The sequence below is a fragment of the Vibrio sp. G-C-1 genome (assembly GCF_021728015.1).
Taxonomy (GTDB): domain Bacteria; phylum Pseudomonadota; class Gammaproteobacteria; order Enterobacterales; family Vibrionaceae; genus Vibrio; species Vibrio splendidus.
In genome coordinates, this window is sequence record NZ_JAKKCR010000009.1 from 81,427 (window position 1) to 106,401 (window position 24,975).

Annotated in this window: 18 protein-coding genes; 3 read left to right on the forward strand and 15 right to left on the reverse strand. The window is 44.4% G+C overall.

The features are described 5' to 3' along the window. Nucleotides 1-146 precede the first annotated feature (146 nt). Nucleotides 147-1,022, forward strand: coding sequence for a LysR family transcriptional regulator (locus L3V36_RS14430; RefSeq protein WP_004734167.1), 876 nt, complete (start codon nucleotides 147-149; stop codon nucleotides 1,020-1,022). 78 nt (nucleotides 1,023-1,100) lie between these two features. Here L3V36_RS14430 and purF read toward each other — a convergent pair whose 3' ends face one another. The 10 genes from purF to fabB all read right to left on the reverse strand — a co-directional run bounded on the left by purF (nucleotide 1,101) and on the right by fabB (nucleotide 16,367). Beyond that, on the reverse strand, nucleotides 1,101-2,615 hold the full coding sequence (gene purF, locus L3V36_RS14435; RefSeq protein WP_004734166.1) for an amidophosphoribosyltransferase: 1,515 nt from the start codon (nucleotides 2,613-2,615) through the stop codon (nucleotides 1,101-1,103). Nucleotides 2,616-2,648: 33 nt separating this feature from the next. Beyond that, the gene (locus L3V36_RS14440; protein WP_004734165.1) at nucleotides 2,649-3,140 is read right to left on the reverse strand and encodes a CvpA family protein; all 492 of its coding nucleotides are present in this window, start codon (nucleotides 3,138-3,140) and stop codon (nucleotides 2,649-2,651) included. Nucleotides 3,141-3,201: 61 nt separating this feature from the next. Continuing rightward, entirely contained in the window at nucleotides 3,202-3,774 is a 573-nt protein-coding gene (locus L3V36_RS14445) for an SPOR domain-containing protein (RefSeq protein ID WP_017084069.1), read from the reverse strand. Further along, nucleotides 3,775-5,037, reverse strand: a complete 1,263-nt coding sequence (gene folC / locus L3V36_RS14450) for a bifunctional tetrahydrofolate synthase/dihydrofolate synthase (protein WP_017095027.1) — start codon at nucleotides 5,035-5,037, stop codon at nucleotides 3,775-3,777. A gap of 42 nt (nucleotides 5,038-5,079) precedes the next feature. Then, nucleotides 5,080-6,006: an acetyl-CoA carboxylase, carboxyltransferase subunit beta gene (gene accD, locus L3V36_RS14455; protein WP_004734162.1), complete on the reverse strand. Its 927-nt coding sequence runs from the start codon at nucleotides 6,004-6,006 to the stop codon at nucleotides 5,080-5,082. Nucleotides 6,007-6,182: 176 nt separating this feature from the next. After that, nucleotides 6,183-6,977, reverse strand: a complete 795-nt coding sequence (gene truA, locus L3V36_RS14460; RefSeq protein WP_004734161.1) for a tRNA pseudouridine(38-40) synthase TruA — start codon at nucleotides 6,975-6,977, stop codon at nucleotides 6,183-6,185. Between the two features lie 196 nt (nucleotides 6,978-7,173). After that, nucleotides 7,174-12,300, reverse strand: coding sequence for a FimV/HubP family polar landmark protein (locus L3V36_RS14465; protein WP_208774957.1), 5,127 nt, complete (start codon nucleotides 12,298-12,300; stop codon nucleotides 7,174-7,176). 207 nt (nucleotides 12,301-12,507) lie between these two features. Beyond that, on the reverse strand, nucleotides 12,508-13,521 hold the full coding sequence (locus tag L3V36_RS14470; protein WP_004734159.1) for an aspartate-semialdehyde dehydrogenase: 1,014 nt from the start codon (nucleotides 13,519-13,521) through the stop codon (nucleotides 12,508-12,510). Nucleotides 13,522-13,533: 12 nt separating this feature from the next. Continuing rightward, nucleotides 13,534-14,667 carry a 4-phosphoerythronate dehydrogenase gene (locus L3V36_RS14475; protein ID WP_208774955.1) on the reverse strand — a complete coding sequence of 378 codons (1,134 nt, stop codon included), beginning with the start codon at nucleotides 14,665-14,667 and terminating at the stop codon, nucleotides 13,534-13,536. 488 nt (nucleotides 14,668-15,155) lie between these two features. Next, nucleotides 15,156-16,367, reverse strand: coding sequence for a beta-ketoacyl-ACP synthase I (gene fabB, locus L3V36_RS14480; protein WP_010436883.1), 1,212 nt, complete (start codon nucleotides 16,365-16,367; stop codon nucleotides 15,156-15,158). 56 nt (nucleotides 16,368-16,423) lie between these two features. On the opposite strand from fabB, the gene mnmC reads away from it, so the two are divergent. After that, complete coding sequence (mnmC, locus tag L3V36_RS14485; protein ID WP_208774953.1) at nucleotides 16,424-18,571, forward strand: bifunctional tRNA (5-methylaminomethyl-2-thiouridine)(34)-methyltransferase MnmD/FAD-dependent 5-carboxymethylaminomethyl-2-thiouridine(34) oxidoreductase MnmC; 2,148 nt, start codon at nucleotides 16,424-16,426, stop codon at nucleotides 18,569-18,571. Between the two features lie 185 nt (nucleotides 18,572-18,756). Here the strand turns inward: mnmC and L3V36_RS14490 are convergent, their stop codons facing one another. The 3 genes from L3V36_RS14490 to L3V36_RS14500 form a co-directional block, all read right to left on the reverse strand. Beyond that, the gene (locus L3V36_RS14490) at nucleotides 18,757-19,278 is read right to left on the reverse strand and encodes an NADPH-dependent FMN reductase (protein WP_208774951.1); all 522 of its coding nucleotides are present in this window, start codon (nucleotides 19,276-19,278) and stop codon (nucleotides 18,757-18,759) included. Between the two features lie 188 nt (nucleotides 19,279-19,466). After that, a complete protein-coding gene (locus tag L3V36_RS14495) occupies nucleotides 19,467-19,730 on the reverse strand; it encodes a YfcL family protein (protein WP_004734185.1) in 264 nt (87 codons plus the stop codon). 9 nt (nucleotides 19,731-19,739) lie between these two features. Beyond that, nucleotides 19,740-20,270, reverse strand: a complete 531-nt coding sequence (locus L3V36_RS14500; RefSeq protein ID WP_017099194.1) for an elongation factor P hydroxylase — start codon at nucleotides 20,268-20,270, stop codon at nucleotides 19,740-19,742. 299 nt (nucleotides 20,271-20,569) lie between these two features. On the opposite strand from L3V36_RS14500, the gene L3V36_RS14505 reads away from it, so the two are divergent. After that, nucleotides 20,570-21,193, forward strand: a complete 624-nt coding sequence (locus L3V36_RS14505; RefSeq protein ID WP_029224082.1) for a trimeric intracellular cation channel family protein — start codon at nucleotides 20,570-20,572, stop codon at nucleotides 21,191-21,193. A gap of 111 nt (nucleotides 21,194-21,304) precedes the next feature. Here L3V36_RS14505 and aroC read toward each other — a convergent pair whose 3' ends face one another. After that, nucleotides 21,305-22,390 carry a chorismate synthase gene (gene aroC / locus L3V36_RS14510; protein ID WP_004734182.1) on the reverse strand — a complete coding sequence of 362 codons (1,086 nt, stop codon included), beginning with the start codon at nucleotides 22,388-22,390 and terminating at the stop codon, nucleotides 21,305-21,307. Nucleotides 22,391-22,630: 240 nt separating this feature from the next. Then, the gene (locus L3V36_RS14515) at nucleotides 22,631-24,811 is read right to left on the reverse strand and encodes an Ig domain-containing protein (protein ID WP_208774950.1); all 2,181 of its coding nucleotides are present in this window, start codon (nucleotides 24,809-24,811) and stop codon (nucleotides 22,631-22,633) included. Nucleotides 24,812-24,975: the final 164 nt, after the last annotated feature.

Sequence of the window (24,975 nt, forward strand, 5' to 3'; positions counted from 1 at the left end):
AAATACACAAATGTTCACTCTTTACTGGTAATTCGTGACAAGGGTTGGAATACTGGTAAATAGTGCAACGAGTTGACGTAACGCAAACATTGATCTCAATATTACGTATAAATTAGATGAGATTGTAAACAAATGTGTCTGGATTTATGAAATTAGATGATTTAAACCTCTTTCGACTTGTCGTTGAAAATGGGAGCTACACCGCAACATCGCGCAAGACTATGATTCCGGTTGCGACCATTACACGACGCATCCAAGCCTTAGAAGATTCTTTGAACCTAAGGCTTCTCAATAGACACGCGCGTAAACTCTCTTTAACAGAGGCTGGCGAACGTTTTTTCAATGAATGCTCACCGTTACTACAACGTCTATCTTCTACTGCAGAAGAACTCACTGACGTGTGTAAGGGGGCTTCAGGGAAGATTCGCATTACCGCCCCCTCGAACCTGACCAAGCGCATGATGATGCCGATGTTCAGTGAATTCATGACTCAATACCCTGATATCAATATTGAGCTGATGATGAACAACCAAGCTGATCAGCTTGATCCAACTGAGTGGGATGTCATTTTCAGAGTCGGCCCGCAGCGTGATTCAAGCTTAATCGCAAGAAAGATCAGTGAAGTGAAGGATATTCTTATCGCGAGTCCTGACTACTTAGCGAAGAACCCGGCACCAAGTCATGCAGAAGAGCTCGCGAATCATTCTTTACTCAAAGGTTACCCACTGATTAAGTGGCAGCTGAGTAATTCGAATGAAGAGACGGTCGTGAATAGCGAGAAAGGTCGTTTCAATGCGAATGCGCTTAATGTCGTGAGACAAGCCTGTTCAGAGGGCCTAGGTATCACCCTAATGCCTGACGTGATGATCCGTGAATACATTGAAGATGGCAGCTTAGTGCAAGTCTTAGAAGACTGGAGTGCTAACCCTCGTGATATTTACATGCTTTATAACCACAAAGACCACCTGCCAGAGAAGGTTAGATTGTTTATCGATTTTGTGATCGCATACCACATTCACTAAGATTCAATCCCCTTCCCCCGCAAACAAAAAACCAGAGCCGATGCTCTGGTTTTTTATTACTCATTTTTTATGAGTACGCTAAGCGCCTTCGTTATGTAACTCTAGGTTCGCGAGATCTTGTTGGATCTCACGCTCAACCTTTGAATCGTCATTACGTAAAGAGTCTAGGAAATCTAGGTACGCTTGGTCGATATCGCCCGTTACATACTCGCCGTTGAATACGGATGTATCAAAACGAGAGATGTCTTGATTACCCATACCTACAGCAGAGATTAAATCTGGTAGCGTTTGGAAAATCAAAGCATCGGCACCAATCTGCTTACAAATCGTTTCGTTGTCACGGCCATGAGCAATAAGCTCAGTCGCGCTCGGCATATCGATGCCGTAAACGTTCGGGAAACGAACCTCAGGAGCAGCAGAAACCATGAAGACTTTGCTTGCGCCAGAATCACGAGCCATCTCAATAATCTGCTCTGATGTTGTGCCACGAACAATAGAATCATCAACCAATAGAACGTTCTTACCTTTAAACTCAGAACGAATTGCGTTGAGCTTACGGCGAACCGACTTCTTACGCTGTTGCTGACCAGGCATGATGAACGTGCGGCCAACATAGCGGTTTTTCACGAAACCTTGACGATATGGCTTATTGATCGCTTGAGCAATTCGTAGCGCAATATCATTCGATGTTTCAGGGATTGGAATTACCACGTCAATGTCTAGGTCTGCGTACTCTTCTTTAATACGCTTGCCTAACATCTCACCCATCTCAACGCGTGCGCTGTAAACCGAAATTTTATCGATGAATGAATCAGGACGAGCAAAATAAACAAACTCGAAAATACATGGGTTTAATTGTGGGTTATCTGCGCATTGTTTAGTGAAAAGCTCACCATTGAATGTTGCGTAGATAGCTTCACCAGGGGCAACATCGCGCATAAAATCAAAGCCAACAGCGTCTAACGCTACCGATTCAGACGCAACCATGTACTCTGTTTTACCGTTAATTTCACGCTTACCAAGACACAGTGGACGAATACCATGTGGGTCACGGAATGCGATCATACCGTGGCCGATGATCATCGCTGTCACTGCGTAAGCACCACGAATAGTACGGTGCACGTTTGCAACGGCGCGGAACACATCTTCTGAAGTCACATTACCTTTAACAGTATCGATTTCATGAGCCAATACGTTCAGTAGAACTTCAGAATCAGAGGTTGTGTTGACATGACGACGGTCTTTTTCGAACAACTTCTCACGAACTTCACTTGCATTCGTTAGGTTGCCGTTGTGCGCCAACGTGATACCAAAAGGAGAGTTTACGTAGAAAGGCTGCGCTTCAGAAGCACTCGAGCTTCCCGCTGTAGGATAACGAACATGACCAATACCCACGTTACCTTGGAGGCGTTGCATGTGTTTTGCTTCAAAAACATCTTTAACTAAACCGTTCGCCTTACGCAGACGGAAACGATTGCTTTCTATGGTACAAATACCAGCGGCATCTTGGCCACGATGCTGCAATACCGTTAAAGCGTCATAAATAGACTGGTTTACAGGTGTTGAACCCACGATTCCAACAATACCACACATGTCCTAATCCTCGATTTTCGACATTAACTGGCGCTAAAGCGCGCCAGATAAGAAACTAGATGTTGCTTGTAAATGCTCAAAGAACGGCGCAATGATTCGGCTAAACTCCGGAACCAACTGCGAATTCTCCCACCACTCAGAACTTGGGAATGCAGTAAACGCATCCATGAAAAACAACACTGCAGAGACAATCAGAACACCACGTAAGCCGCCAAAGACGACACCGAGGATTCTGTCTGTACCCGACAGGCCTGTTTTCTGAACTAGCTGACCGATGACATAGTTAACTAAGGCACCGACAACTAACGTTGCAACAAATAATGCTGCTATCGCAGTTCCGTTTCGAAACATCTCATCTTCGATATTGGTGAAGTACATGGCTAATTTAGCGTAGTACTGGCTAGCAATAAAAAATGCTCCAAACCAAATAACAAGTGATAACGCTTCTTTAGCGAAACCGCGAACTAAACTGATCACGGCAGAGAAGCCGATCACGCCTAAAATGACAAAATCTAACCAATTCATGAATTCTTCATCTTAAGTTGGCGCGCATTTTAACAGAAAAAATGCTGACGCAAACGTTTTCTTATGGATTTAACGGTTTAAATTTGAGCAATTGGCCTTTTGAACCCGTAATTTTTTCTAATTCCTTAATTTGTCGCTCAAGTTTGGATTTAGAGACATCCGGGCCAATAATTACTCGCGTAAACGTTTTTTCTTGCTTGGTGTGAGCCTGGTAACCACGCTTTTGTAAATCCTTAACAACGTTTTTTGCGTTGTCAGCATTCTTCAAAGCCATCAATTGAATAATCCAAGCACTGTCTTGGTATTCATTTTTTTCCGGTACAGGCTTAACCACCACTGCCACTTTATCCGCTTCTTTGTTACTGGAAGCCGACGCAGTTTGCTTATCTGAATTATCAACACCACTTTCAACCACTCGCTCAACCGGAGAATCCGGCAGTGCAATCTGATCTTCAACAGGGTCGAGTACTTCAAAAACTTCTACATTACTATCAAGCTCTGGCTTAATCGGAATGCTTGCAAACTCTTCTTTATAGTGGAGCTTCTTACCATCTAGCACATCGGGCAATACAATCACACCAATGGCCACTAAAATGATGGTACCGACTAATCGGCTTTGGAATTTACTTGCCATTTAGTTTCCTTTTTTCTGCCAATGCTCCAATACTTCACCCACAGTATGGAAAGAACCGACCACCAGTACAACATCGTCACCTTTAACAGAAGCTAAAGCCGCTTCAAACGCTGCTACAGGGTTTGAATGCTGCTCTACGCCTTGAGGTAAGCTTTGACACAATTCAGCAGCTGTTGCGGCTCGTGGGCCGTTCAGCGAAGCTGGGTACCAATGTGTTGTGATTGGTGCTAATACTTCCAATGTCGCTGGGATATCTTTGTCATGAAGCATGGCGACTACAACGTGTAAATTTTTGCCTGCATACTTCTTCGTTACTTGCTGCGCAAAGTATTTAGCCGAATGCGGGTTGTGCGCAACATCAAGCACAATCACGGGTTGTTCGCTAATTTGCTGCATACGCCCAGGAAGCTGTGCGTTCTTCATGCCATTAACGACGTTCACATCGCTAATGCTAAGTTCTGAAGTACCTAATGCCATCAATGCTGTTGCTGCGTTAGGTAGCGGTAGGCTTGGAATAGGCAGTGATTCTAGTTGGAATGCCCCACTGCGCCAGTTCCAAGTATCGCCGTCTACATCATAGGTGTATTGGATACCCACCTGATAGAACTCAGCCTTAATGTCATCAGCGTGAGCAGCAACCGTAGCTGGTGGTTTAGGTTGACCACAGATAGCTGGCTTACCGCTACGATAAATACCGGCTTTCTCAAAACCAATCACATTGATGTCATCACCTAGCCAATCAACATGGTCGATAGCCAAACTGGTAATCACAGAAACATCATGCTCAACGATATTCGTCGCATCTAGGCGTCCACCTAGACCCACTTCTAATAACACAACATCAACAGCTTCAGTTTGAAAAGCACGTAACGCCGCTAAAGTCCCATATTCGAAAAAGCTAAGGCTGATCTCGCCGCGCTCTTTCTCAATGAAATTGAAAGACTGAACTATATTTTCATCGGATAGATCTTGGCCGTTAATACGAACACGTTCGTTATAGCGAATTAAGTGAGGAGAACTGTAGACACCAACTGAGTAACCAGCATCCAACAGAATAGCTTCCATTAGTGCACACGTTGAGCCTTTGCCATTAGTTCCGGCAACAGTAATAACGTGTTGAGCAGGTTTGGTGAGGTTTGCCTTAGAGGCGACGGCCTGAACTCGGTCTAATCCAAGATCAATAGCACTTGTGTGGATGTTTGATAAATAATCAAGCCACATCTCCAAAGAGGATGTGGCTTGAGGAATAGGTTGTTGACTCATCTAACTCATAACCATGATTAAGTAGGTTTGTTAGAAGGTACTTTACCCTTTTTCTGGCGCTTCTGGTACTTCATAAGTAGCTTCATTCGGTGAATCGTTCACAGAAACTACTAATGGTGAAGGCTGGTTGGTCATTTTAGCAACAAGGCTTGCAACGCGCTGACGCATCTCACGACGGTCAACGATCATGTCGATAGCGCCGTGGTCGAGTAGGAACTCACTGCGTTGGAAACCTTCAGGAAGGTCTTCACGTACAGTTTGTTCGATTACACGACGTCCAGCAAAACCGATAAGCGCTTTTGGCTCACCGATGTTGATATCGCCAAGCATTGCCAAACTCGCGGAAACACCACCCATTGTTGGATCAGTCATTACTGAAACAAACGGTAGGCCTTTCGCAGATAAACGCTCTAGAGCAGCACTGGTTTTTGCCATTTGCATTAGAGACATCAATGCCTCTTGCATACGAGCACCACCACTTGCAGAGAAACAAACTAAACCACAGTTGTTCTCAATAGCCGCATCTACCGCTTTCACAAAACGAGCACCAACAACAGAGCCCATTGAACCACCCATAAATGAGAATTCAAAAGCACACGCTACGATTGGTAAACCTAGTAGTTCACCTTTCATTGCGATCAGCGCGTCAGTTTCACCACTGTTCTTTTGAGCAGTAGAGATACGCTCTTTGTAACGCTTAGAGTCTTTAAACTTCAGTTTGTCTTGTGGCTCAAGATCAGCACCTAGTTCAACGCGCTCACCTTTGTCTAGGAATGTATCCAGACGGCGACGTGCCTTCATGCGCATGTGATGGTCACATTTTGGACACACTTCTAGGTTACGCTCTAGTTCAGCATGGTAAAGAACCTGCTCACAAGAAGTACATTTAGTCCAAACACCCTCAGGGATAGACGCTTTACGAGATGTTACGATGTTGCTTTTTTCTAAAATCTTTTCAAGCCAACTCATGGAAGACCTTTTTGTTTCGATTCTTACGCTTGATTGCGAAAGAAATAAATTTGGGAATTATGCGTGGGAATTAAAGCACATAAAACAGCGACTGTAGATAAAAAACTGGTTGTACCTATTTTCTGGCACTATTTTACGCACGAAACCGTAATATTTTTTGAACCTAAGTCTCACATTTAGTTCAAATTATCCGGTAAAAACAGAGGTCCAATTGGCTCTCGTGGTAACTCAAAATGTTCAGGATAATCAACATCTACCAGATACAAGCCTTCCGCTTTGGCGGTTGCGCCAGCCACTTTTCGATCTTTAGCCTCTAAAAGCCACTGGATCCACTCTGGTTTTTGCTCACCTTTACCTACTGCAATTAGGCTACCCGTAATATTCCTCACCATATGGTGAACAAACGCATTCGCTTTAATATCGATCACTATGTAGTGTCCATGACGAGTCACGTTTAAGTGAATCATGTTTCTCCATGGACTACGAGATTGACAATGTGTCGCTCTGAATGAGGTGAAGTCGTTCTCGCCTAACAAGTACTGACCCGCTTCATGCATCTTTTTTTCATCAAGGTGACCATGGTAATGGCTCACGCCTGAATTCAGAATGCCAGGACGTAGTGCATGATTAAAGATAATGTAGCGATAACGGCGTGCAGTTGCAGAAAAACGAGCGTGGAAATCCTCATTCACCTCTGTCGCCCAACGAACCGCAATATCTTTTGGCATGTTGGCATTCGCGCCCATTGTCCAAGCAACCATTTTACGATCAACATTAGTTTCAAAGTGAACGACTTGTCCCGTACCGTGAACACCGGCATCTGTACGACCTGCGCACATAACCTCTACAGGATGATTCGCGACAACTGAAAGAGCCTTTTCCAATTCTTCTTGGACACTTTTCACGTCTCGTTGGCGCTGCCAACCAAAGTAGTGGGTACCGTTATATTCAATACCTAAAGCAATTTTCATGTTCTTGTTCTCTTTGAAAATGGGCAAGAAGTATATACGGAAATGATTGCTAGCCCAAATAGGATGGGGCTAAAACTGCAATAAACAACCACTACCGCCCTAGACGGTGGTTTTAAGAAGCCAAATAAAACAAAGGCGCTTGGGCTCACCCAAAAATAGAGGGTAGCCAACGCTACCCTTTATGATTTTTTTAAATTTATCGACCGTTTAAGGTATCGATAAGATTCTTTGCCTCTCGACGAATATCATCGCTCCCGTCAACTATCGCCTCTTCTAGAAGCTTAATTGCACCTTGCGAATCACTCATCTCGATATAGATTTTAGCCAAATCGAGCTTGCCAGCAGCTTCTGCATTATTGTCGACATCATAGTTGCCGATATCACCGATAACATCAGGGAATTCATTGAGACCAACATCCAGCTTCAACTCTTCATCATCTGGATTAATGGCTTCTTCGCCTTCTTGCTCTACTTGAGCCATCAGTTCGTCAATCGTCATGTATTGCTTATCACGACTGTTACCTGACTCTGTTAGATTATCTTGTTGACCCCAATTTTCTTCTTTAATTTTAGGTTCAGCTTGTTTTTCAGCCGATGCCCAAATCTCTTGTTGATCGTCAGGAACACCATTGTGCATGCTTGATTGCTGCTCTGGAGCTAAGTTAAAGCCTTTCCAATCTTCACCGCCAACTTCAAGCATCGCATCGATATCGAGCCCTGCACTGTCAATCGACGTTGCATCTAATGGCTTCTCAAACATATTGTCGACTGAGTCTTGTACATCTTCTGAAAGCAACTCAGCCAATGCTGTTTCATCAAAATCGTCAAAGCCTTCTAGTGGTTCATCTTGAACCGCTGTAGGTGCTGAGTTTGATTCTAAAGGCGTTGAATTTAATCCTGAAGATGAACTCGGTGAATCATCTGGTTGTGCGAACGCTGCCAGTTCAGGTTCTTCTGCATCTGAGAACCCTGCTTCGTCCGAGAAACCCTCTGTATCGGAGAAGTCGTCAGCGTGACTAAAGCTTTGCGGATTTGAGAACAAATCATGCAGCGCATCTTGCTCTTCACCTTGCGGACTAAAAGAAGTCAGTGGTGTCGGCTTCTCTGCAAACGCATCTGAGATGGCTTCGTCTTCACCGTATTCAGGCAAATCAAGCTCATCGAACTCGACGCCTTCTTCTTCCGCTACTGGCTCTGCGCTGCTTTGCTCAATATCATCTAAAACAGAGTCTGCTTTTGCGCTTTCTTCGTCATATTCAGGAAGGTCAAGATCATCGAACTCAAACTTTTCTGCCTCAGGAGCGAGATCTTGCTCTAACTGAGCTTCATCAGGCTCACTAACGACTTCCGCTAATGCATCTTCTTCACCAAACTCTGGCAGTTCGAAGTCATCAAACGAGAACTCGTCTTCTTGTCCTAGAACTTCAGCTTGTTCCGTAGCTTCAACTTGCGGTGCCGTTTCTGCTTGAGGCGCAACGTCTGCTTGTGGCTCAGATGTTAATTGTGGTTCTAATACTGATTGAGGTTCAGCGTCTAGTTCAGAATCAACAGCAGGAGTAACTGGTTCTGGTATTACTTCAACATCAGCTTCAGCTTCAGCATCGGCTTCTGCCAATGCGTCTTCTTCATTAAACTCAGGAAGTTCGAAGTCATCAAACGAGAACTCTTCTTCGCTGTCTTGTCCTGGAACTTCAGCTTGTTCCGTAGCGTCAACTTGCGGTACCGTTTCTGCTTGAGGCTCAGCGTCTAGTTGAGAATCAACAGTAGGAGCAACTGGTTCTGGTATTACTTCAGCATCGGCTTCAACATCAGCATCGGCTTCTGCCAACGCGTCTTCTTCATTAAACTCTGGAAGCTCGAAGTCATCAAACGAGAACTCTTCTTCGCTGTCTTGTCCTGGAACTTCAGCTTGTTCCGTAGCGTCAACTTGCGGTACCGTTTCTGCTTGAGGCTCAGCGTCTAGTTGAGGTTCAACAGCAGGAGTAACTGGGTCTGGTATTACTTCAACATCAGCTTCAGCGTCCACTTCTTCCAACGCATCTTCTTTAGCTGTATCGTCTCCAATCAGCCAATCACTGTCTTCTGGTACACCGAACTCATTTGGAATGATTTCTGGCATATGTGCAGCACGGACTGGCTCTGGCTCTGGCTCTGGCTCTGGCTCTGGCTCTGGCTCTGGCTCTGGCTCTGGCTCTGGCTCTGGCAAGGATTCAACGATATTTTCAAGTTCATCGCTACCTTGAATTTTCGGTTCAAAGTCAAAATCAGAGTCTATATTCGCAGGAGATTCAACATCATCAATGGCTTCGGCTAACCAATCTTCTACCGTTTCTTCATCGTCTTCAGAGATATCATTTAAAGACGACGGCGAAGCTTGATCTTCAGTACTCGCAGCGATGTCTTCACGCTGATCTTGTACGTCGGCTTCTTCCGAATCTGATGCTTGTTGCTCAGTGTCTTCTTGAGTCGGCTCTTCAAAAACTGGTTTGTCAAAGTCAGAATTCTCAGAGAGCAACGAGTCAATATCCAGTTCATCATCTTTAACAGACGACACCGCTTCTTCTGGTGATAATTCATGACTATCAGAAAGAGGCGTTTGTTCTGGTTCCAAAGCACTTTCGATTGATGCTTCAGCTGGCTCTTCAGTAGCTTGCAACGAATCGCTGTCATCAGAAGTCATCAACTCATCAATCAATGCTTCATCTGTTGTTTCTAGTGCGTCATCAAGCAACGCATCCGTTGCAGGCGCTACACCAAACAAGTCATCGATAAAGTCATCACGATTAAAGGCTTCATCATTTTCTGGCTTAACATCAGCACCGTCTTGAATCAGTTCTGAATCTAATGAAGCATCACCAACAAGTTCAGGTTGTGGTGTTTCAGTAATGTCCGTGATTTGCTCAGGCTCGGCTTCAGAAGGCTCTGACGTTAATTGAGTATGTTCAACGTCTGAATCCTTGATAAGGTCGTCGCTAGCTTTATCAGAACCAAAGGCAGCATCTAGCTCTTTATCAAACGTCTGCTCTTCTGATTCAAGCTCGTCTTCAATACCACTTGTCAGTAAATCATCAAACGGGTCTAAAGATTCCGATTTTGGTGAATCGGCTTGGTCCGCTGAAAGCGTATCATCCGATAGCTCACTATCAAGAAAATCATCCAGTAAGTCGGTGCTCTCTGCGTCGAGTTCGAAGTCATCATCAGAATCTCCGATTAATTCATCCAGAGTTTCCGTGCTGTCTTCTGCAATGTTTAGTTCATCATCAGTCGATAAACCAGAAAGCTCTTCAAGTTCAGATAAGGCATCAAAACCTAAAGGCTCACTTTCAAGCTCATCATCCGATTCATCGCCCAGCATTTCATCAAGGAGTTCGGTCGAGTTGCTTAGGTCAACGTCATCCCCTTCCAGCTGCTCATCAAGTAGATCAACGCTGTCTTGAGTCTCTTCATCAACGATTGGCTTATCAAACTGAGACAGGATGTTTTCGATATCATCATCAGACGCCAAACCATTGTTTAGGTTCGTCGCTATTTCATCGTCGCTATCGAGGTTGAAAGGATCATTCGCTTGCTCGTTCTGAGCGGCAACCTGAGCAAAGATGTCATCAATATCATCCTCTACACTAGGAGCTGCAGATTGAGTGGTCTGTTGTTCAGAGATCAGAGCATCAATATCAAAGTCGTCATTGCTTATGTCCGAAGGCGTAGCATCGCTTTGTTGTTCTGAGATAAGCGCATCGATATCAAAATCATCGGTTATTGATGTGTCGGCACTAGAAGTAGAATCACTTTGCTCTTCCGAAATCAAAGCATCGATGTCGAAGCTATCATCATCTTCGTCATCAAGAGAAAACAGGTCATCTAATAGTGACTGGTCTAATTCGTTAGAGCCTAAATCTTCAGTCTCGGATTCTTTAGATAGCAGTGCTTCAATGTCATCAGCAGACATTGCGTTATCATCTGAGAGATCAAAATCGACTTCATCGGTATCAAGTGCGCTTTCTGCGCTTTTATCGAGCGCGCGCTCCATCTCTTCTAGACCAAGCGCTTTCTCTTCACCATTAACACTGATGCCGTTGCTGCTGTCCAAGTCCAGATCATCAAAGTTAGTGTCTAAATCACCATTTTCGCCAATGCTCGCAAATGGGTCATCATCTTCACCGTCGAGATTGAAATCGAGATCAGATTCATCCAATCCTGCAAATACATCATCTTCTTCAGCAAGAGCTTGGTCGTCAAACAACTTATTGGCATCGTCTTCAGTGCCAAACAGGTCATCGTCTAAAGACAGCTCGTTAAGGTCGTCCATCTCGTCGCCCAATGTAATAGGCGCGACGCTGCTTGGTTCAGTTTGAATCGGTTGTTCTTGAGTGTTTTGCTGTTGTTCTTCATTTTTAGAACGACGACCTATCAGCATCACGATGATCAAACCAAGTAGAAGACCCGGAATAATCGCAAGAGCCGCAACTAACCAACCATTAGATAACAGTTCATCCATGGCACTTGGTGCCATTTTTTCAATTTCGGCGTTCTTTCTACGCTCTTCATCAAGCAGCTTTTCCACTTCGCTACGAATGCGGTCTTCATCACTGAGCTCTGTTTTTAGCTCATCCACTTCCAATTGAACATTCGACAGCATCAAACGAAGTTGATGATTTTTTTCTTCGAGTGACAGTAACTCAGTTTCTGAAAGCTCTAACTGCTTCTCAAGGTGGTTCATTTCCTTGGCACCGGTTAGCGGCTTGTTATTCACTATCTCTTGATTACCAATTATCGATTTATCGACAACTTTAGGTTCGCTAACCTTAGCTTTGGATTGTGCATTTTTAGGGGCTACATCTGGTCGACTTGGCGCTTGCGCTACTTTAGGTTTTGAAGCGGTAGGCTTTGTCGCAGGAGCATCAAGCTTAGCAAGGTGCGAGTTCATGATGTTGATAGCTTGCTGCGTCGAACTTGCACGTGCTTGCTCTAAAGAAGGCACACGTAAATTACTGGCAGGCAGCAGGCTATGGATATTCTGATTTTCAAACGCTTGTGGGTTTAAGCGATAAATCGCCAACAATGTTTGTTGAACTGAAACGGAGTTATCAGGGCGTAACCTTGAAGCAATAGACCATAGCGTTTCTGAGCCACGAGTTGGACCATAGAAACGTGAAGGCTCAGCGCTATTCAATTGCGCTCTTTGAAGAGGTTCTGAAAACGTAGGCGCTGATTGTATCTGGCCATTAGGCCCTACAACTCGAATGGAATCTGCACGAACAACGGAAATCTGAGTCGCAATGATAAAGGCAAAAGGCATTAACCACGGCTTGAAAAATTGAAACATAAAAGGCTCAGCTAGGTGCTTAAATTCGGAAAAGTGATGATCTATTAAATATATCGGATAAATGACGTAAAACTATAGAGATGAAAACAAAAAATGTGTTGCAGCAACAATATTCGCAGCAATTTCACACAATTTGACTAACAATATTTTCAATCGATTAAAAAAGCCCCACTAAAGAGTGAGGCTTGATAATCAAAGCAATGAAGCTTAGAAGTAATCGCGAATCAGAACTTCAGCGATTTGAACTGCGTTTGTCGCTGCGCCTTTACGAACGTTATCAGCTACTACCCACATGTTCACGCCGCTGTGATGGCTGATGTCGCTACGAATACGACCAACCATTACGTGGTCCTTACCACCCGCATCACGAACTTGAGTTGGGAAGTCTAGAGCTTGGAATACTTCAACGCCTTCCGTGTTCTCTAGAAGTTGAATAACTTGCTCTGCACCGATTGGCGCGCGAGTTTCAACGTGTAGAGATTCAGCGTGACCGTAGAACACAGGAACACGAACACAAGTCGGGTTCACCGTGATTGACGAATCAGCAAAGATTTTCTGAGTTTCCCAAACCATCTTCATTTCTTCACGTGTGTAGCCGTTCTCTGTAAATTCATCGATTTGAGGAATACAGTTGAACGCGATCTGCTGTGAGAATGCTGACTTGTCAGCTGGCATGCCGTTAAGAAGCTTAGCCGTTTGACCTGCTAGCTCATCGATACCCGGCTTACCTGCACCAGACACAGATTGGTAAGTTGAAACGTTAATACGCTCAAGACCCACTTCATCGTGAATTGGTTTAAGTGCTACTACCATCTGAATAGTAGAGCAGTTAGGGTTCGCGATGATGTTGCGGTTACGGAACTCAGCAATCGCTTCAGGGTTAACTTCTGGCACAACCAGAGGAACATCATATTCGTAACGGAAACGTGATGTGTTATCGATAACAACCACACCTTCGTCAGCGGCGATTGGAGCCCAACGTTCTGAAAGCTCGCTACCTGCAGAGAAAAACGCAATATGTACTTGAGACCAATCGAAGTCTTCTACGTTTTGTACTTGTATTGTTTTGCCGTTAAAACGGGAAGTTTTGCCTTCACTACGTTCACTTGCTAGTAAGTGCATTTCACCGACAGGGAATTTACGCTCTTTAAGTACTTCAAGAATGGTTTCACCAACCGCACCAGTCGCACCTAAAATAGCAATATTAAATTCTTGGCTCATTGTTTCTCTCTTTTATAAAGTTGGCTTTACCATAAAACCGAGTTTAGATAACGGAGTTAAATTACAAGATTCATCGCCCGTTAACTCGACTGCACTGTACTCTCTGCGGTCCCAATATTCTTTACGCATCTTGTCAAAAGAACCCGGCGTAGAGATATTGCGACGGAATAAGGCGTCGTCTTTGCGCACATCATAGATCAACTGAGTCAAATTGTGCAGTGTTGCTTCATCCCAAGCTCTATCTAATTTCATTTGAGGCACTGGCGCTGTCGGCAGAAGATCGCTTGCATAAGCACGCTGTTCAGTAGCTAAAAACTCACAATAACTGTTGAAGATCATCGTGGTACCACGTGCTTTACCCTCTAAACCGTAGCCCGCTACGTGAGGAGTTGCAAAAGCAAGCAGTGGAAGTAGCTCAAAATCGACTTCAGGCTCAAACTCAAATACATCAAGAACGGCAGTAAAACCATCGGCTTTTTGCAAGCGAGCTTTTAACGCTTGGTTATCAACAACTGGGCCACGAGCTGCATTAATCAAAATTTGATCAGCACGTAAGTTGTTCAGCACTTGCTCATTGATCAAGTGATGTGTTGGGAACTCACCCGTTTTAGTAATTGGCGTATGCATAGTGATCACGTCCGATTGCTCAAGCAGTGTCTCTAATTCCGTAAACTCGCGAGTATCACCCTCTTGTTGTTTTAGAGGATCGTTCAGCAGAACTTTGATACCAATACCTTCAAGGCACTTCGCTAAGTAGCTACCTACCTGACCACAACCGATAATACCGACTGTTTTATCGAATACAGAGAAGCCTTGTTGCTGCGCAAGTACCATCATTGCGCTGAAAGCATACTCAGCGACACCCACCTTGTTACAGCCAGGCGCCGCAGTAAAGAAAATGCCACGCTCTTTCATCAATGCTTGGTCGACATGGTCCATACCTGCCGTCGCAGTGCCGACAAACTTCAGCTTATTGGCTTTGCTAATCAATGACTCATTCACCTTGGTGACAGAGCGAATCATCAATGCGTCTACGTCAACTAGATCGTCAGCAGTTAATGTGCGACCAGACTTCATTGTCACTTCCCCTAGCTGGCTAAATAGCGCTTCAGCATAAGGCATATTTTCGTCGATTAAGATTTTCATTTGGCGAGTACTTTAGTTGGGGTCTGTCGACCTTAAATGTGAATTGAAATGATTGTGCAAAATTCCACACTCGGTGTCGAGTAGCAAATGGAATACATTATATATAAAGGGCTACGTTGGCATTTATCACACCATATCCCAAAACCGAATCAACACTGAAGATTGTGTAGCCCAGAAACGAAAAATGCCCGATTGAATAAACAATCGGGCAAACATCCAGAACAAAAGGATCCTATCTCGCTCTCCAGGAGACAGAGTCTTGCGTCTGTTCAACCAGTACTAACCAAAGTCACTACTGGTCAAGCTCTGGAAACCTTTTAATTTCTAAACCCAGATTTAAAAAGTCATGTTCAAAAAAACACGTATAAAACCTACATTTAAAAAGCTTTGTTCTGTTGGTCATGGTTAGTGGGCAACCTATGCGTGTTGAGTCTGCACTCTCGTCACCCATTAACGATTAACCTTTATTAATTTAACCTTAGCTTCAATTAGCCTTGGTATTTTTTGATTACTAGCGTTGCGTTCGTACCGCCGAAACCAAAGCTGTTAGACATAACCGTTGTTAGCTCTTGTTCACGAGCTTCCGTTACGATGTCTAGGCCTGCGCCCGCTTCGTCTAGGTTTGCAACGTTAATGCTTGGTGCGATGAAGCCGTTATCAAGCATTAGCGTTGAGTAAATTGCTTCGTGTACACCAGCCGCACCTAGAGCGTGACCTGTCATCGCTTTAGTTGCTGAGATTGCTGGGCTGTTGCCGCCGAAGACTTCTTGGATTGCACCAAGTTCTTTAACGTCACCAACAGGAGTTGAAGTACCGTGAGTGTTCACGTAGTCAACGCCATCAACGTTTTGCATTGCCATCTTCATACAACGAACCGCGCCTTCACCAGAAGGAGCAACCATGTCGTAGCCATCTGAAGTTGCGCCGTAACCTACGATCTCGCCGTAAATTTTTGCGCCACGAGCAACAGCGTGCTCAAGTTCTTCGATAACTAGCATGCCGCCGCCACCAGAGATAACGAAACCGTCACGATCTGCATCGTAGGTACGAGAAGCCAATTCTGGCGTGTCGTTGTACTTAGTAGAAAGTGCGCCCATTGCGTCGAACATCATAGTCAGAGACCAATCCAGTTCTTCACCGCCACCTGCGAATACAACGTCTTGTTTACCCAGTTGGATAAGCTCCATTGCGTGACCAATACAGTGTGCCGATGTCGCACATGCAGAGCTCATAGAGTAGTTCACACCACGGATTTTGAAAGGAGTTGCTAGACAAGCAGAAACCGTAGAAGCCATTGTACGTGGCACCATGTATGGACCAACGCGCTTAACGCCTTTTTCACGGATGATGTCTACAGCGTTAACTTGGTTTAGAGATGAAGCACCACCTGAACCCGCTACGATACCCGTGCGGTCATTAGATACTTGATCTTCAGTTAAACCAGAATCAGCAATTGCTTGCTCCATTGAAAGATAAGCGAATGCCGCTGCATCACCCATAAAGCGCATTTTTTTGCGATCGATATGGTCAGCAGGGTTCATTTTTAGGTTACCCCAAACTTGAGAGCGCAAGCCATTTTCCTTGAACTGCTCTGAAGCGGTAATACCAGATTTACCCTCTTTCAGTGATGCTAAAACTTCTTCGACGTTGTTACCGATACTTGAAACAATACCCATACCGGTGATTACGACTCGTTTCATGTGACATTCCTATAATTCTAAATTCAGCTAGATGATAACTAAGAAGCCTAACAAAAGTGGTCAGCTTTCCTAGAAATTCGTACAATCCCTACCAACATATCGCTTCAAATCACAAAATGATAGATTTTATGACTTCAATTACTAATGCAGAACTGGAATGGAATGAGTCTGGCACGCCAGTTTCAGACCAATTTGACGACGTTTACTTCTCTAATGTTAACGGTTTAGAAGAAACTCGCTACGTCTTTTTAAAACAAAACCACCTTCCAGAGCGTTGGGTTGAACATCAACAACGCCGTTTTGTGATTGCTGAAACCGGTTTTGGTACAGGTTTGAACTTTCTCGCAGTCTGGCAATGGTTCGATGCTTTTATTAAAGATAACCCACAAGCGATGACCAAAGAGTTACATTTCATCAGTTTTGAAAAATATCCTCTCAATAAAGAGGATCTCATCAAAGCGCACCAATCGTGGCCAGAATTAGCGGAGTATGCGACACAACTCCAAGAACACTACCCTATCGCCCTGCCTGAATGTCACCGTGTTGTGCTCGGTGATGGTGCGATCACGCTTGATTTGTGGTTTGGTGATATTAAAGATTGTATGCCAAACGTGCCGACCCCGCATGAAGGTTTGGTTGACGCTTGGTTCTTAGATGGTTTTGCGCCAAGTAAGAACCCAGAGATGTGGAATCAAAACCTATTCAACGGCATGGCAAAACTGGCAAAACAAGATTGTAGCTGCGCCACTTTCACCGCCGCTGGTTTTGTTCGCCGTGGTTTAATCGAAGCTGGCTTTGCAATGAAAAAAGTTAAAGGCTTTGGTACTAAGCGGGAAATGATTGCAGGCCGCCTTAACGAAAAGCACGCTCACACCAACATCAAACCTTGGTATGGCCTAGCTCAACACAGTGATTCACAAGATATCGCCATTATCGGTGGTGGTGTTGCCAGCGCTGCGCTTGCAAAAACCTTAAGCCGACGTGGTAAAAACATCACCCTTTATTGTGAACACCAACAAGCTGCGGGCAATGCCTCTGGCAATAATCAAGGTGCGATTTACCCGTTATTGAGTGAAGCGACATCTAATGTTTCAAGAATATTTGGCCCGGGTTTATTGTTTGCCCGCCAATTTATCAATCAAGCAGCACAATCGGTGAACTTTGATCACAGCTGGTGTGGCGTGAATATCTTGATGTGGGATCAAGGCTCAACTAAAAAGCTCAACCGCATGTTGGAAGGCAATTTCCACACAGACTTGATCCAGCGCTTAACGCCTGAACAAGCGAACGAAAAGATTGGCTTACCGGTCGATAAAGAGAGTGTTTACTTCCCAATGGGTGGGTGGTTAAGCCCTCTTCAGTTGACTCAAGGTTTGATAGGTAAGTTAGAAGAGACCAACCAAGTAAGCGCACACTATCAACATCAAGTAACGCAACTTGAGTGGCTCGAAGCTGAACAACAATGGTTACTGACGATTGAGACACCTCAAGGCGAGATTCAAACCAAGCACGACCAAGTGGTTATTGCTAATGGGCACAAATTTACTCAGTTTGAACAAACTCGACCCGTACCTCTGACGCCAGTTAAAGGGCAAGTGAGTCATATCCCGACCACAGAAAATCTCAGCCAGTTAAAAACGGTATTGTGCTTTGATGGCTACCTGACGCCACAAAACCCAAATAATGGTCACCACTGTATTGGCGCGAATTACGATAAAACCAATATCGACCAAGAATTTGATATTGAGGTGCAACAACATAATGGCGAGCGCTTACACGGCTCGTTGCCAGAGCAAGCGTGGACAAAAGATGTCGATACCAGCGGTAACTTAGCGCGCCAAGGCATCCGCAGCGTAAGCCGTGATCACCTACCATTCGTCGGTAATGTTGGTGATTTTGAATCCATCAAAGAGCAATATCAGAATTTGCACAACTTTAATCCGCAGCGTGATGCTATCGACAGTATCGAACCTGTTATCAGCTATCCGAACTTGTTCTGCTTTATCGGTTTAGGTTCGCGTGGTTTGAGCTCGACCCCTCTTTTAGCTGAAGTTTTAGCCTCACAAATTTGTGGCGATCCTCTACCTCTTCCGGTTGATGTGCTCGAAGCCATTCATCCAAGTCGAATGTGGATTAGAAGATTACGCAAAGGCAAAGCGTTAACAGAAGGCTGGGTTTCAACAAAACAAGCCAGTGCGGAATAATCGATTCTAGACTAGGTCTAAATATTCAAATAAGTATTAGTACGACTCAAACAAAAGCCCGAGCATCTCTCAATGCTCGGGCTTTGTTTTTCTAATCTTGTCTACGTCGCTGCTTCTTACTTTTCAGCGGCTCGTAACTTTACATCAGCTTGCTACTTTGCAGCTATTCGCTTTACTTTCCGCTTTTACAGCTTAGCAATCGCGTCTTTAATCTGAGCGGCAATCTCTTCGTTGCTAATTGAACCCGACTCAAAATCAAAGTTATCGTAGAAGCTAGGCACTGAAAGTGACGCTTTAACGTTACCGCCAAAAAATGGTGCTGAACCTGTTGCTGCGCCAAGTACCGTCTGTGCACCACCCGGGCCCGGAGATGTCGCTAAGTAAACCGCAGGCTTCTCGCCAAATACTGAACGCTCAATGCGTGTCGCCCAGTCAAATAGGTTTTTGTACGCTGCAGGATAGTGACCGTTGTGTTCTGCAAACGAGATAACGAATGCATCGGCTTCAGCTAGGTCACGTAAAAATGCTTGAGCGCCTTCCGCTTGGCCAATCTCTTTTTCAGTGTCTTCACTGAACATAGGCACGTTGTAATCGGTGATGTTTAGGATTTTTACTTCAGCACCTTCAATCAAGTTTGCTGCGTAAGTTGCTAGTGCTTTATTGATAAAGGTAGAGCTTGTGCTTGCGCCAAATGCGATAACTTTCATGATGTGACCTTTTCTATAGTTCCGTTAAGTGGGATTAGAATAACGTAGTCAGGAAATGGGACCATCACAAGAAATGAACGGACTCATTCAAAAGTTTCGAATGAGTCTCAAATTATTGGTCCGCTCAAAAATGAGGAGGAAGAGTAATGAGCGAATTACGGTAGACGAATAATGCTAGACGAATAAAATTAAGCTTGGTTTTGCAGCTCAACCCAAAGGTCATTAACGATCGTGCGATCGGCTGGCGTCAATTCAGAACGCGCGTCTTCTAGGCTCTTCTCAATACGCAATTTAACTTCTGCTACGTCTTCAATACCGTCTTCTTCACATGAAGCCACTGAAAGAGAAATATGACCACGTAAGTAACCACCAGCAAACAGTTCATCGTCTGATGCGTTTTCAATGCGAGCATCAATTACTTCAAGTAGTTTTTCTTCAAATTCGATAATCATAATATTCTCTTATTTCACAATAAATTGGCTAGTACATAAAGGTGCAACATCATAGAAACTGCGTAATGCTTCAGAGAGCATTTTCACGCGAGGCGGAAGGCCAGCTTCAAAGATACCCATGACTTCGCTGTGTACTTTATTCATAAAGGCCAAACGATCTGGCTCAAAATCGCCGTGTAGATTGTCACAGCTGACATTAAAAGGAAAGCCTGCACTGGTCGCAATGATCCATTCATACGCTTGTGGGCGAATTTCTACTTTTTCAAACTCAGCTTGAACCGACTCAGTTCGGCCATCAGGCTCATACCAGTAACCAAAATCTTCCAATAAACGGCGCTCAGGACCAGCCACACACCAGTGTGCTATCTCGTGAAGTGCTGACGCGTAAAAGCCGCGAGCAAATACGATACGGTGATGAGAAACCTCCCCATCGGCTGGCAGGTAAATAGGCTCGTCCGCTCCCAGTTCTAGCTTGGTATTGAAGCTCTCGAAAAAGGTTTGATTGAAAATGTCGATGATATCTGGGTATTGGTACGTCATAAGATCAAATTTAAATAAAAAGAACTGGGGCATTTTGCGTTTTTTTAAGCGATCGGTAAAGCCCTATCACTGGCAATGACATTAGGTTCATCATAATACTTTACGATGACAATCGATTGCTGATCCCAGATTACACCATTTTGAGGTGAATGATTAGTTTAGCTAATCTGAAATGCCTATTCACGGTACAAATATTCATTCGTCAATCAGCGTTTTTACTACTACACTCGCGCTTCATTTTTATATCCCTATGGCCTATAAGACTCCAATTTATAGACCTAAATTATAGAGCTACAGCAATGCTACTAAGTGTTTTGTATATCATTGGCATCACGGCAGAAGCCATGACCGGCGCTCTCAGCGCTGGCAAACAAAAAATGGATTGGTTTGGTGTAATGTTGGTTGCAAGTGCAACGGCAATTGGCGGCGGAACAGTACGAGATATCTTACTCGGCCATTACCCTTTAGGTTGGGTTGAAAACCCACAATATCTGGCGATCACCTGTATCGCGGGTGTTATCACAACAGGACTGGCTAAATGGGTAATCAAGCTAAAAGGCTTGTTCATTCGTTTAGATGCTCTAGGTCTTATCGTGTTCAGTATCATTGGCACTAAAGTCGCGATGACCATGGGTCTGCACCCAATGATCTGTATGGTGTCTGCCTTGGTCACTGGCGTGTTCGGTGGCCTGTTGCGCGATCTTATCTGCCGTCAAACACCATTGGTTCTGCATGAAGAGCTGTATGCGTCTGTCGCACTTGTCGCTTCAGGTTTATACCTAGGTTTGCTTGAGCTTGGCATTAACGACGTAACCGCAACGATTGTTACGCTTGTGGTTGGTTACTTGCTGCGTATGGCGGCCGTAAGATTCAAATGGCGCTTGCCTTCGTTCCAGCTTGATACGGAAAGCTCTGTACATTAGATATTCTCAATGACGCAGAATATAAAAAGGGTTGCTTCAGTACGAAGCAACCCTTTTTTTTTGTATCTATCAAATCAGTTTCAAATCTGTTCTGAATAAAGCGAAGCAGAACTAGATTTTTGGCGTTTCAGTTGTCACACCAAAGTTTTGACCACGGTGACGTAGCAAGTGATCAAGCAATACAATCGCTAACATCGCTTCAGCAATAGGTACCGCACGGATACCCACACATGGATCGTGACGACCTTTAGTGATTAACTGCGTTGCTTCACCGTCTTTAGTGATCGTGTCACCAGGAACAGTAATGCTTGATGTTGGTTTAAGCGCAATGCTTGCCACAATATCTTGACCAGTAGAAATACCGCCTAGGATACCGCCAGCATGGTTGCTGCTGAAGCCTTCTGGAGTTAATGGATCACGGTGTTCACTACCGCGTTGATTTACGACATCAAAGCCATCACCAATCTCAACACCTTTTACCGCATTAATGCTCATTAGAGCGTGAGCAATATCAGCATCTAAACGATCAAAGATTGGCTCACCAAGGCCTACAGGCACTTTAGTCGCAACCACTTGAATCTTCGCACCGATCGAGTTGCCTTCTTTTAGCAGGTCACGAATCAGTTGGTCAAACTCAGGCACTTTGTCGGCATCTGGGCAGAAAAACGCGTTGTTTTCGATCTCATTCCAATCCACTTTATCAATTGAGATATCACCCATTTGAGAAAGATATGCTTGGATTTCAACACCAAATTCTTGTTTCAGGTATTTCTTCGCAATTGCACCTGCCGCAACACGCATTGCAGTTTCACGAGCAGAAGAGCGACCGCCGCCACGGTAATCACGTACACCGTACTTTTGATGGTAGGTATAGTCAGCATGACCAGGACGGAATTTGTCTTTAATTTCGGAATAGTCTTTAGAGCGTTGGTCTGTATTTTCAATCAATAGACCAATAGAAGTGCCCGTAGTTTGGCCTTCAAATACACCTGATAAGATTTTCACTTCATCCGCTTCACGGCGAGCCGTTGTATAGCGAGAAGTACCAGGGCGACGACGATCCAAATCTCTTTGAAGGTCTGCTTCGGTAATTTCTAATCCTGGTGGGCACCCATCTACGATACATCCTAGTGCGATACCGTGACTTTCTCCGAACGTGGTCACGCGGAAATGTTGTCCGATACTGTTTCCTGCCATTACTTCCTCTAAATCAGCCATCAATCAGAAGGTTTGATTCCTAAACCAACCAGCTAATAGCTTTACTTGTCTATTCTTCGTGAATTCATAGTGGCTTTATTACTAAATGATGTAAACCCCAAAAAACGAACAATTGTCAGTTTATCGAAAAATAAAAAAGGAAGCCCATCACTAGGCTTCCTTCTTTCATTACCTTTGATTCACTTGGCATTCAATATGCGACTAACTCAAGCGTTCAAATTAATCGTCGTTCGATGAACCATCCCACACCATATTAAAGTTCACATCGGTAATGTACTGACTCCACTCATCACTAATTTTGCCAATGATGCTGTAGTTTTCATCTAATTCAAGTGAGTAGCTATTATCTAACCCAAACAAGAATGAAAGCACCGCATTCGGTGTATCATCTTCAAAGACATCGTCACAAAATTGTGGGTGTAAAGTATAACCGTTGCTTGCGGAAATGGCTTCAGACGTCACAGTGAACCTTTCAAAAATAGCCGCATCGCCATTGTGCGAATTCAACAATCCATCACAGCTAATACCATTCATCCAGACCTTAATATAGTCGTGTGAATTACCAGTTGAAAGTTCTGCTGTACTCATCTGTAGTGACGTAGAGATAAGATCGTATTGGTGGTCTTGTTCACCAGGCCAATATAGGTATGCATCTCGCAACTCAGGGCCGTGACTTGATTTCACTTGGATTCGTTTTTCTGCATCAGCCTTGTTGCTAAATCCAATATAACGACTTGATTTACCTTCCTCAGTCCAGAGCATAGTCAACGCACCTTGTGAAACTAGGTTGGTATCGTAATCATTAGTGATATCATAAGCCATGGTCATCGTTTCTTCGTCATCGACAAATGAACCCACCAGCGTGTCACCTTCAATAGCGTACGTACCGACTTTCAAAGTCGCCTCTGTCGTACATTCCGTCTTATTACTCAAGTCACGGTCATTGTAGAAGATATCACCATCTTCAAAACGCACTGTGTCACACCATACTTGAGCGTATTTCGTTCCATTTGAGCCTCGCTCAAGGAAGTACCATGTATTGTCTTCTAATGGATGGCCATCCACTGGTGGTAGTGGTGCTTCTTCGATAACAGGGAAGCTCAGAGTTGCCGCAACCCACTCACTGTTGACGCCATCATTGACTAAAACTGTCAGTGTTTCGTCACCTGCCGCAGCAGGGCGTGGAAGCAAACCAGAGAAGCTCACTACGCCCTGCTCGCTTACTAGACCGTTAAAGCCCGTGCGTGCAGCCGTTGATAGCGTCGTTTCCACTTCGTAGTTTAAGGCGTCACCATCTTGATCTATGAATAGTGCACTTACATCCAATGTATCGGTTAGCGACTCGCCTTCTGTGATTAACCACGTATTCATTGTCAACTGCAGGTTTGCAAGCTCGTTCTCGTCAACCACAGGAAGTTGGTTGTCAGTTAAAACCGTCACTTCAAAGGTCAGTGGGTATGAACGCGCATCGTGCTCATCGGTCGCAAAAATATGGTAAGTAAAGTCACCAGCCCCTTCAGGCTCCCCACTAATAATGCCCGTTGAAGAATCAACTTGCAGACCATTACTTCCAGTTGTTCCTATGGCTCCCATCGAGAAGGTCATTTCATCGCCTTCGGAGTCTAGGAATTTGTCGCTAACATTGTATGGGGACCATGCTTCACCTAGTGTTAACTCAACAGGGTCAGTGCTACCAACGACTTTCGGACGCGTATTTGGAGTCACGATGATGTCTCCACCACCTTCTGGAATATCAATAATTGGCGAGTAGTCATCGAGCGGGTCGCCAGCATCAATGATTTCTTGAGTCGCTTCCGCCATTGCTTGAGTCAGTTTCAGCTTAGTTTCGATATCTTTGTCAGAATTATCCACCAGCACTTCACCGATCAGGTTTAGAGCCTCAGCCTGCTCCGTGGTATCTGCAATGTAGTCACCAAAGATCAGTGCTTGTGACACCTCTAGGCCCGCATCACCCGTGATCGCGACAACCACTTGCTCTTCGGCCACAGCTACCGTTAACTCAGAGTCTTCGGCTAGAAGCTTGTTCACCATATTAGTCATTGGGTTGATGATTGTACCACTGCCCGAATTTGCCAGAGTAAAGTCGTGCTGAACCAAGCCTCGGTTACTATCTACAGTTTGCCCAGCGACCGCATCAACACATACCACTGCGTTACGATACTCCAAGCTCAAGCTTGCTTGGCCTTTATCGTCAGTCTTGCCTTGAGATAAGTTACACACGCCATCTTGAGTACTGTCTACCGAAACATTAGCATTCACTAAATAACCATCAATAGCAGTGATAGAAAACGCCGTTGGGTTGCTCGACGAATCGCTGTCTGAACCACACCCAACCAGAGCCATTGCAATTGACGCTGCGAGCAAGCCTTGCTTATTCATTATTATTCCTTATTAAACCTATTCAATGAGTCTTCATACAGCCAACCTCAGTAGGCTGTGATAATTAAAACATCATTATTTTTAGAGGTTTACTTTGAACTTGCAAGGCACAGGGGATAATGGAAAACTCGTAAAATAATTTCTAAATTTTTCCAATTATGCAA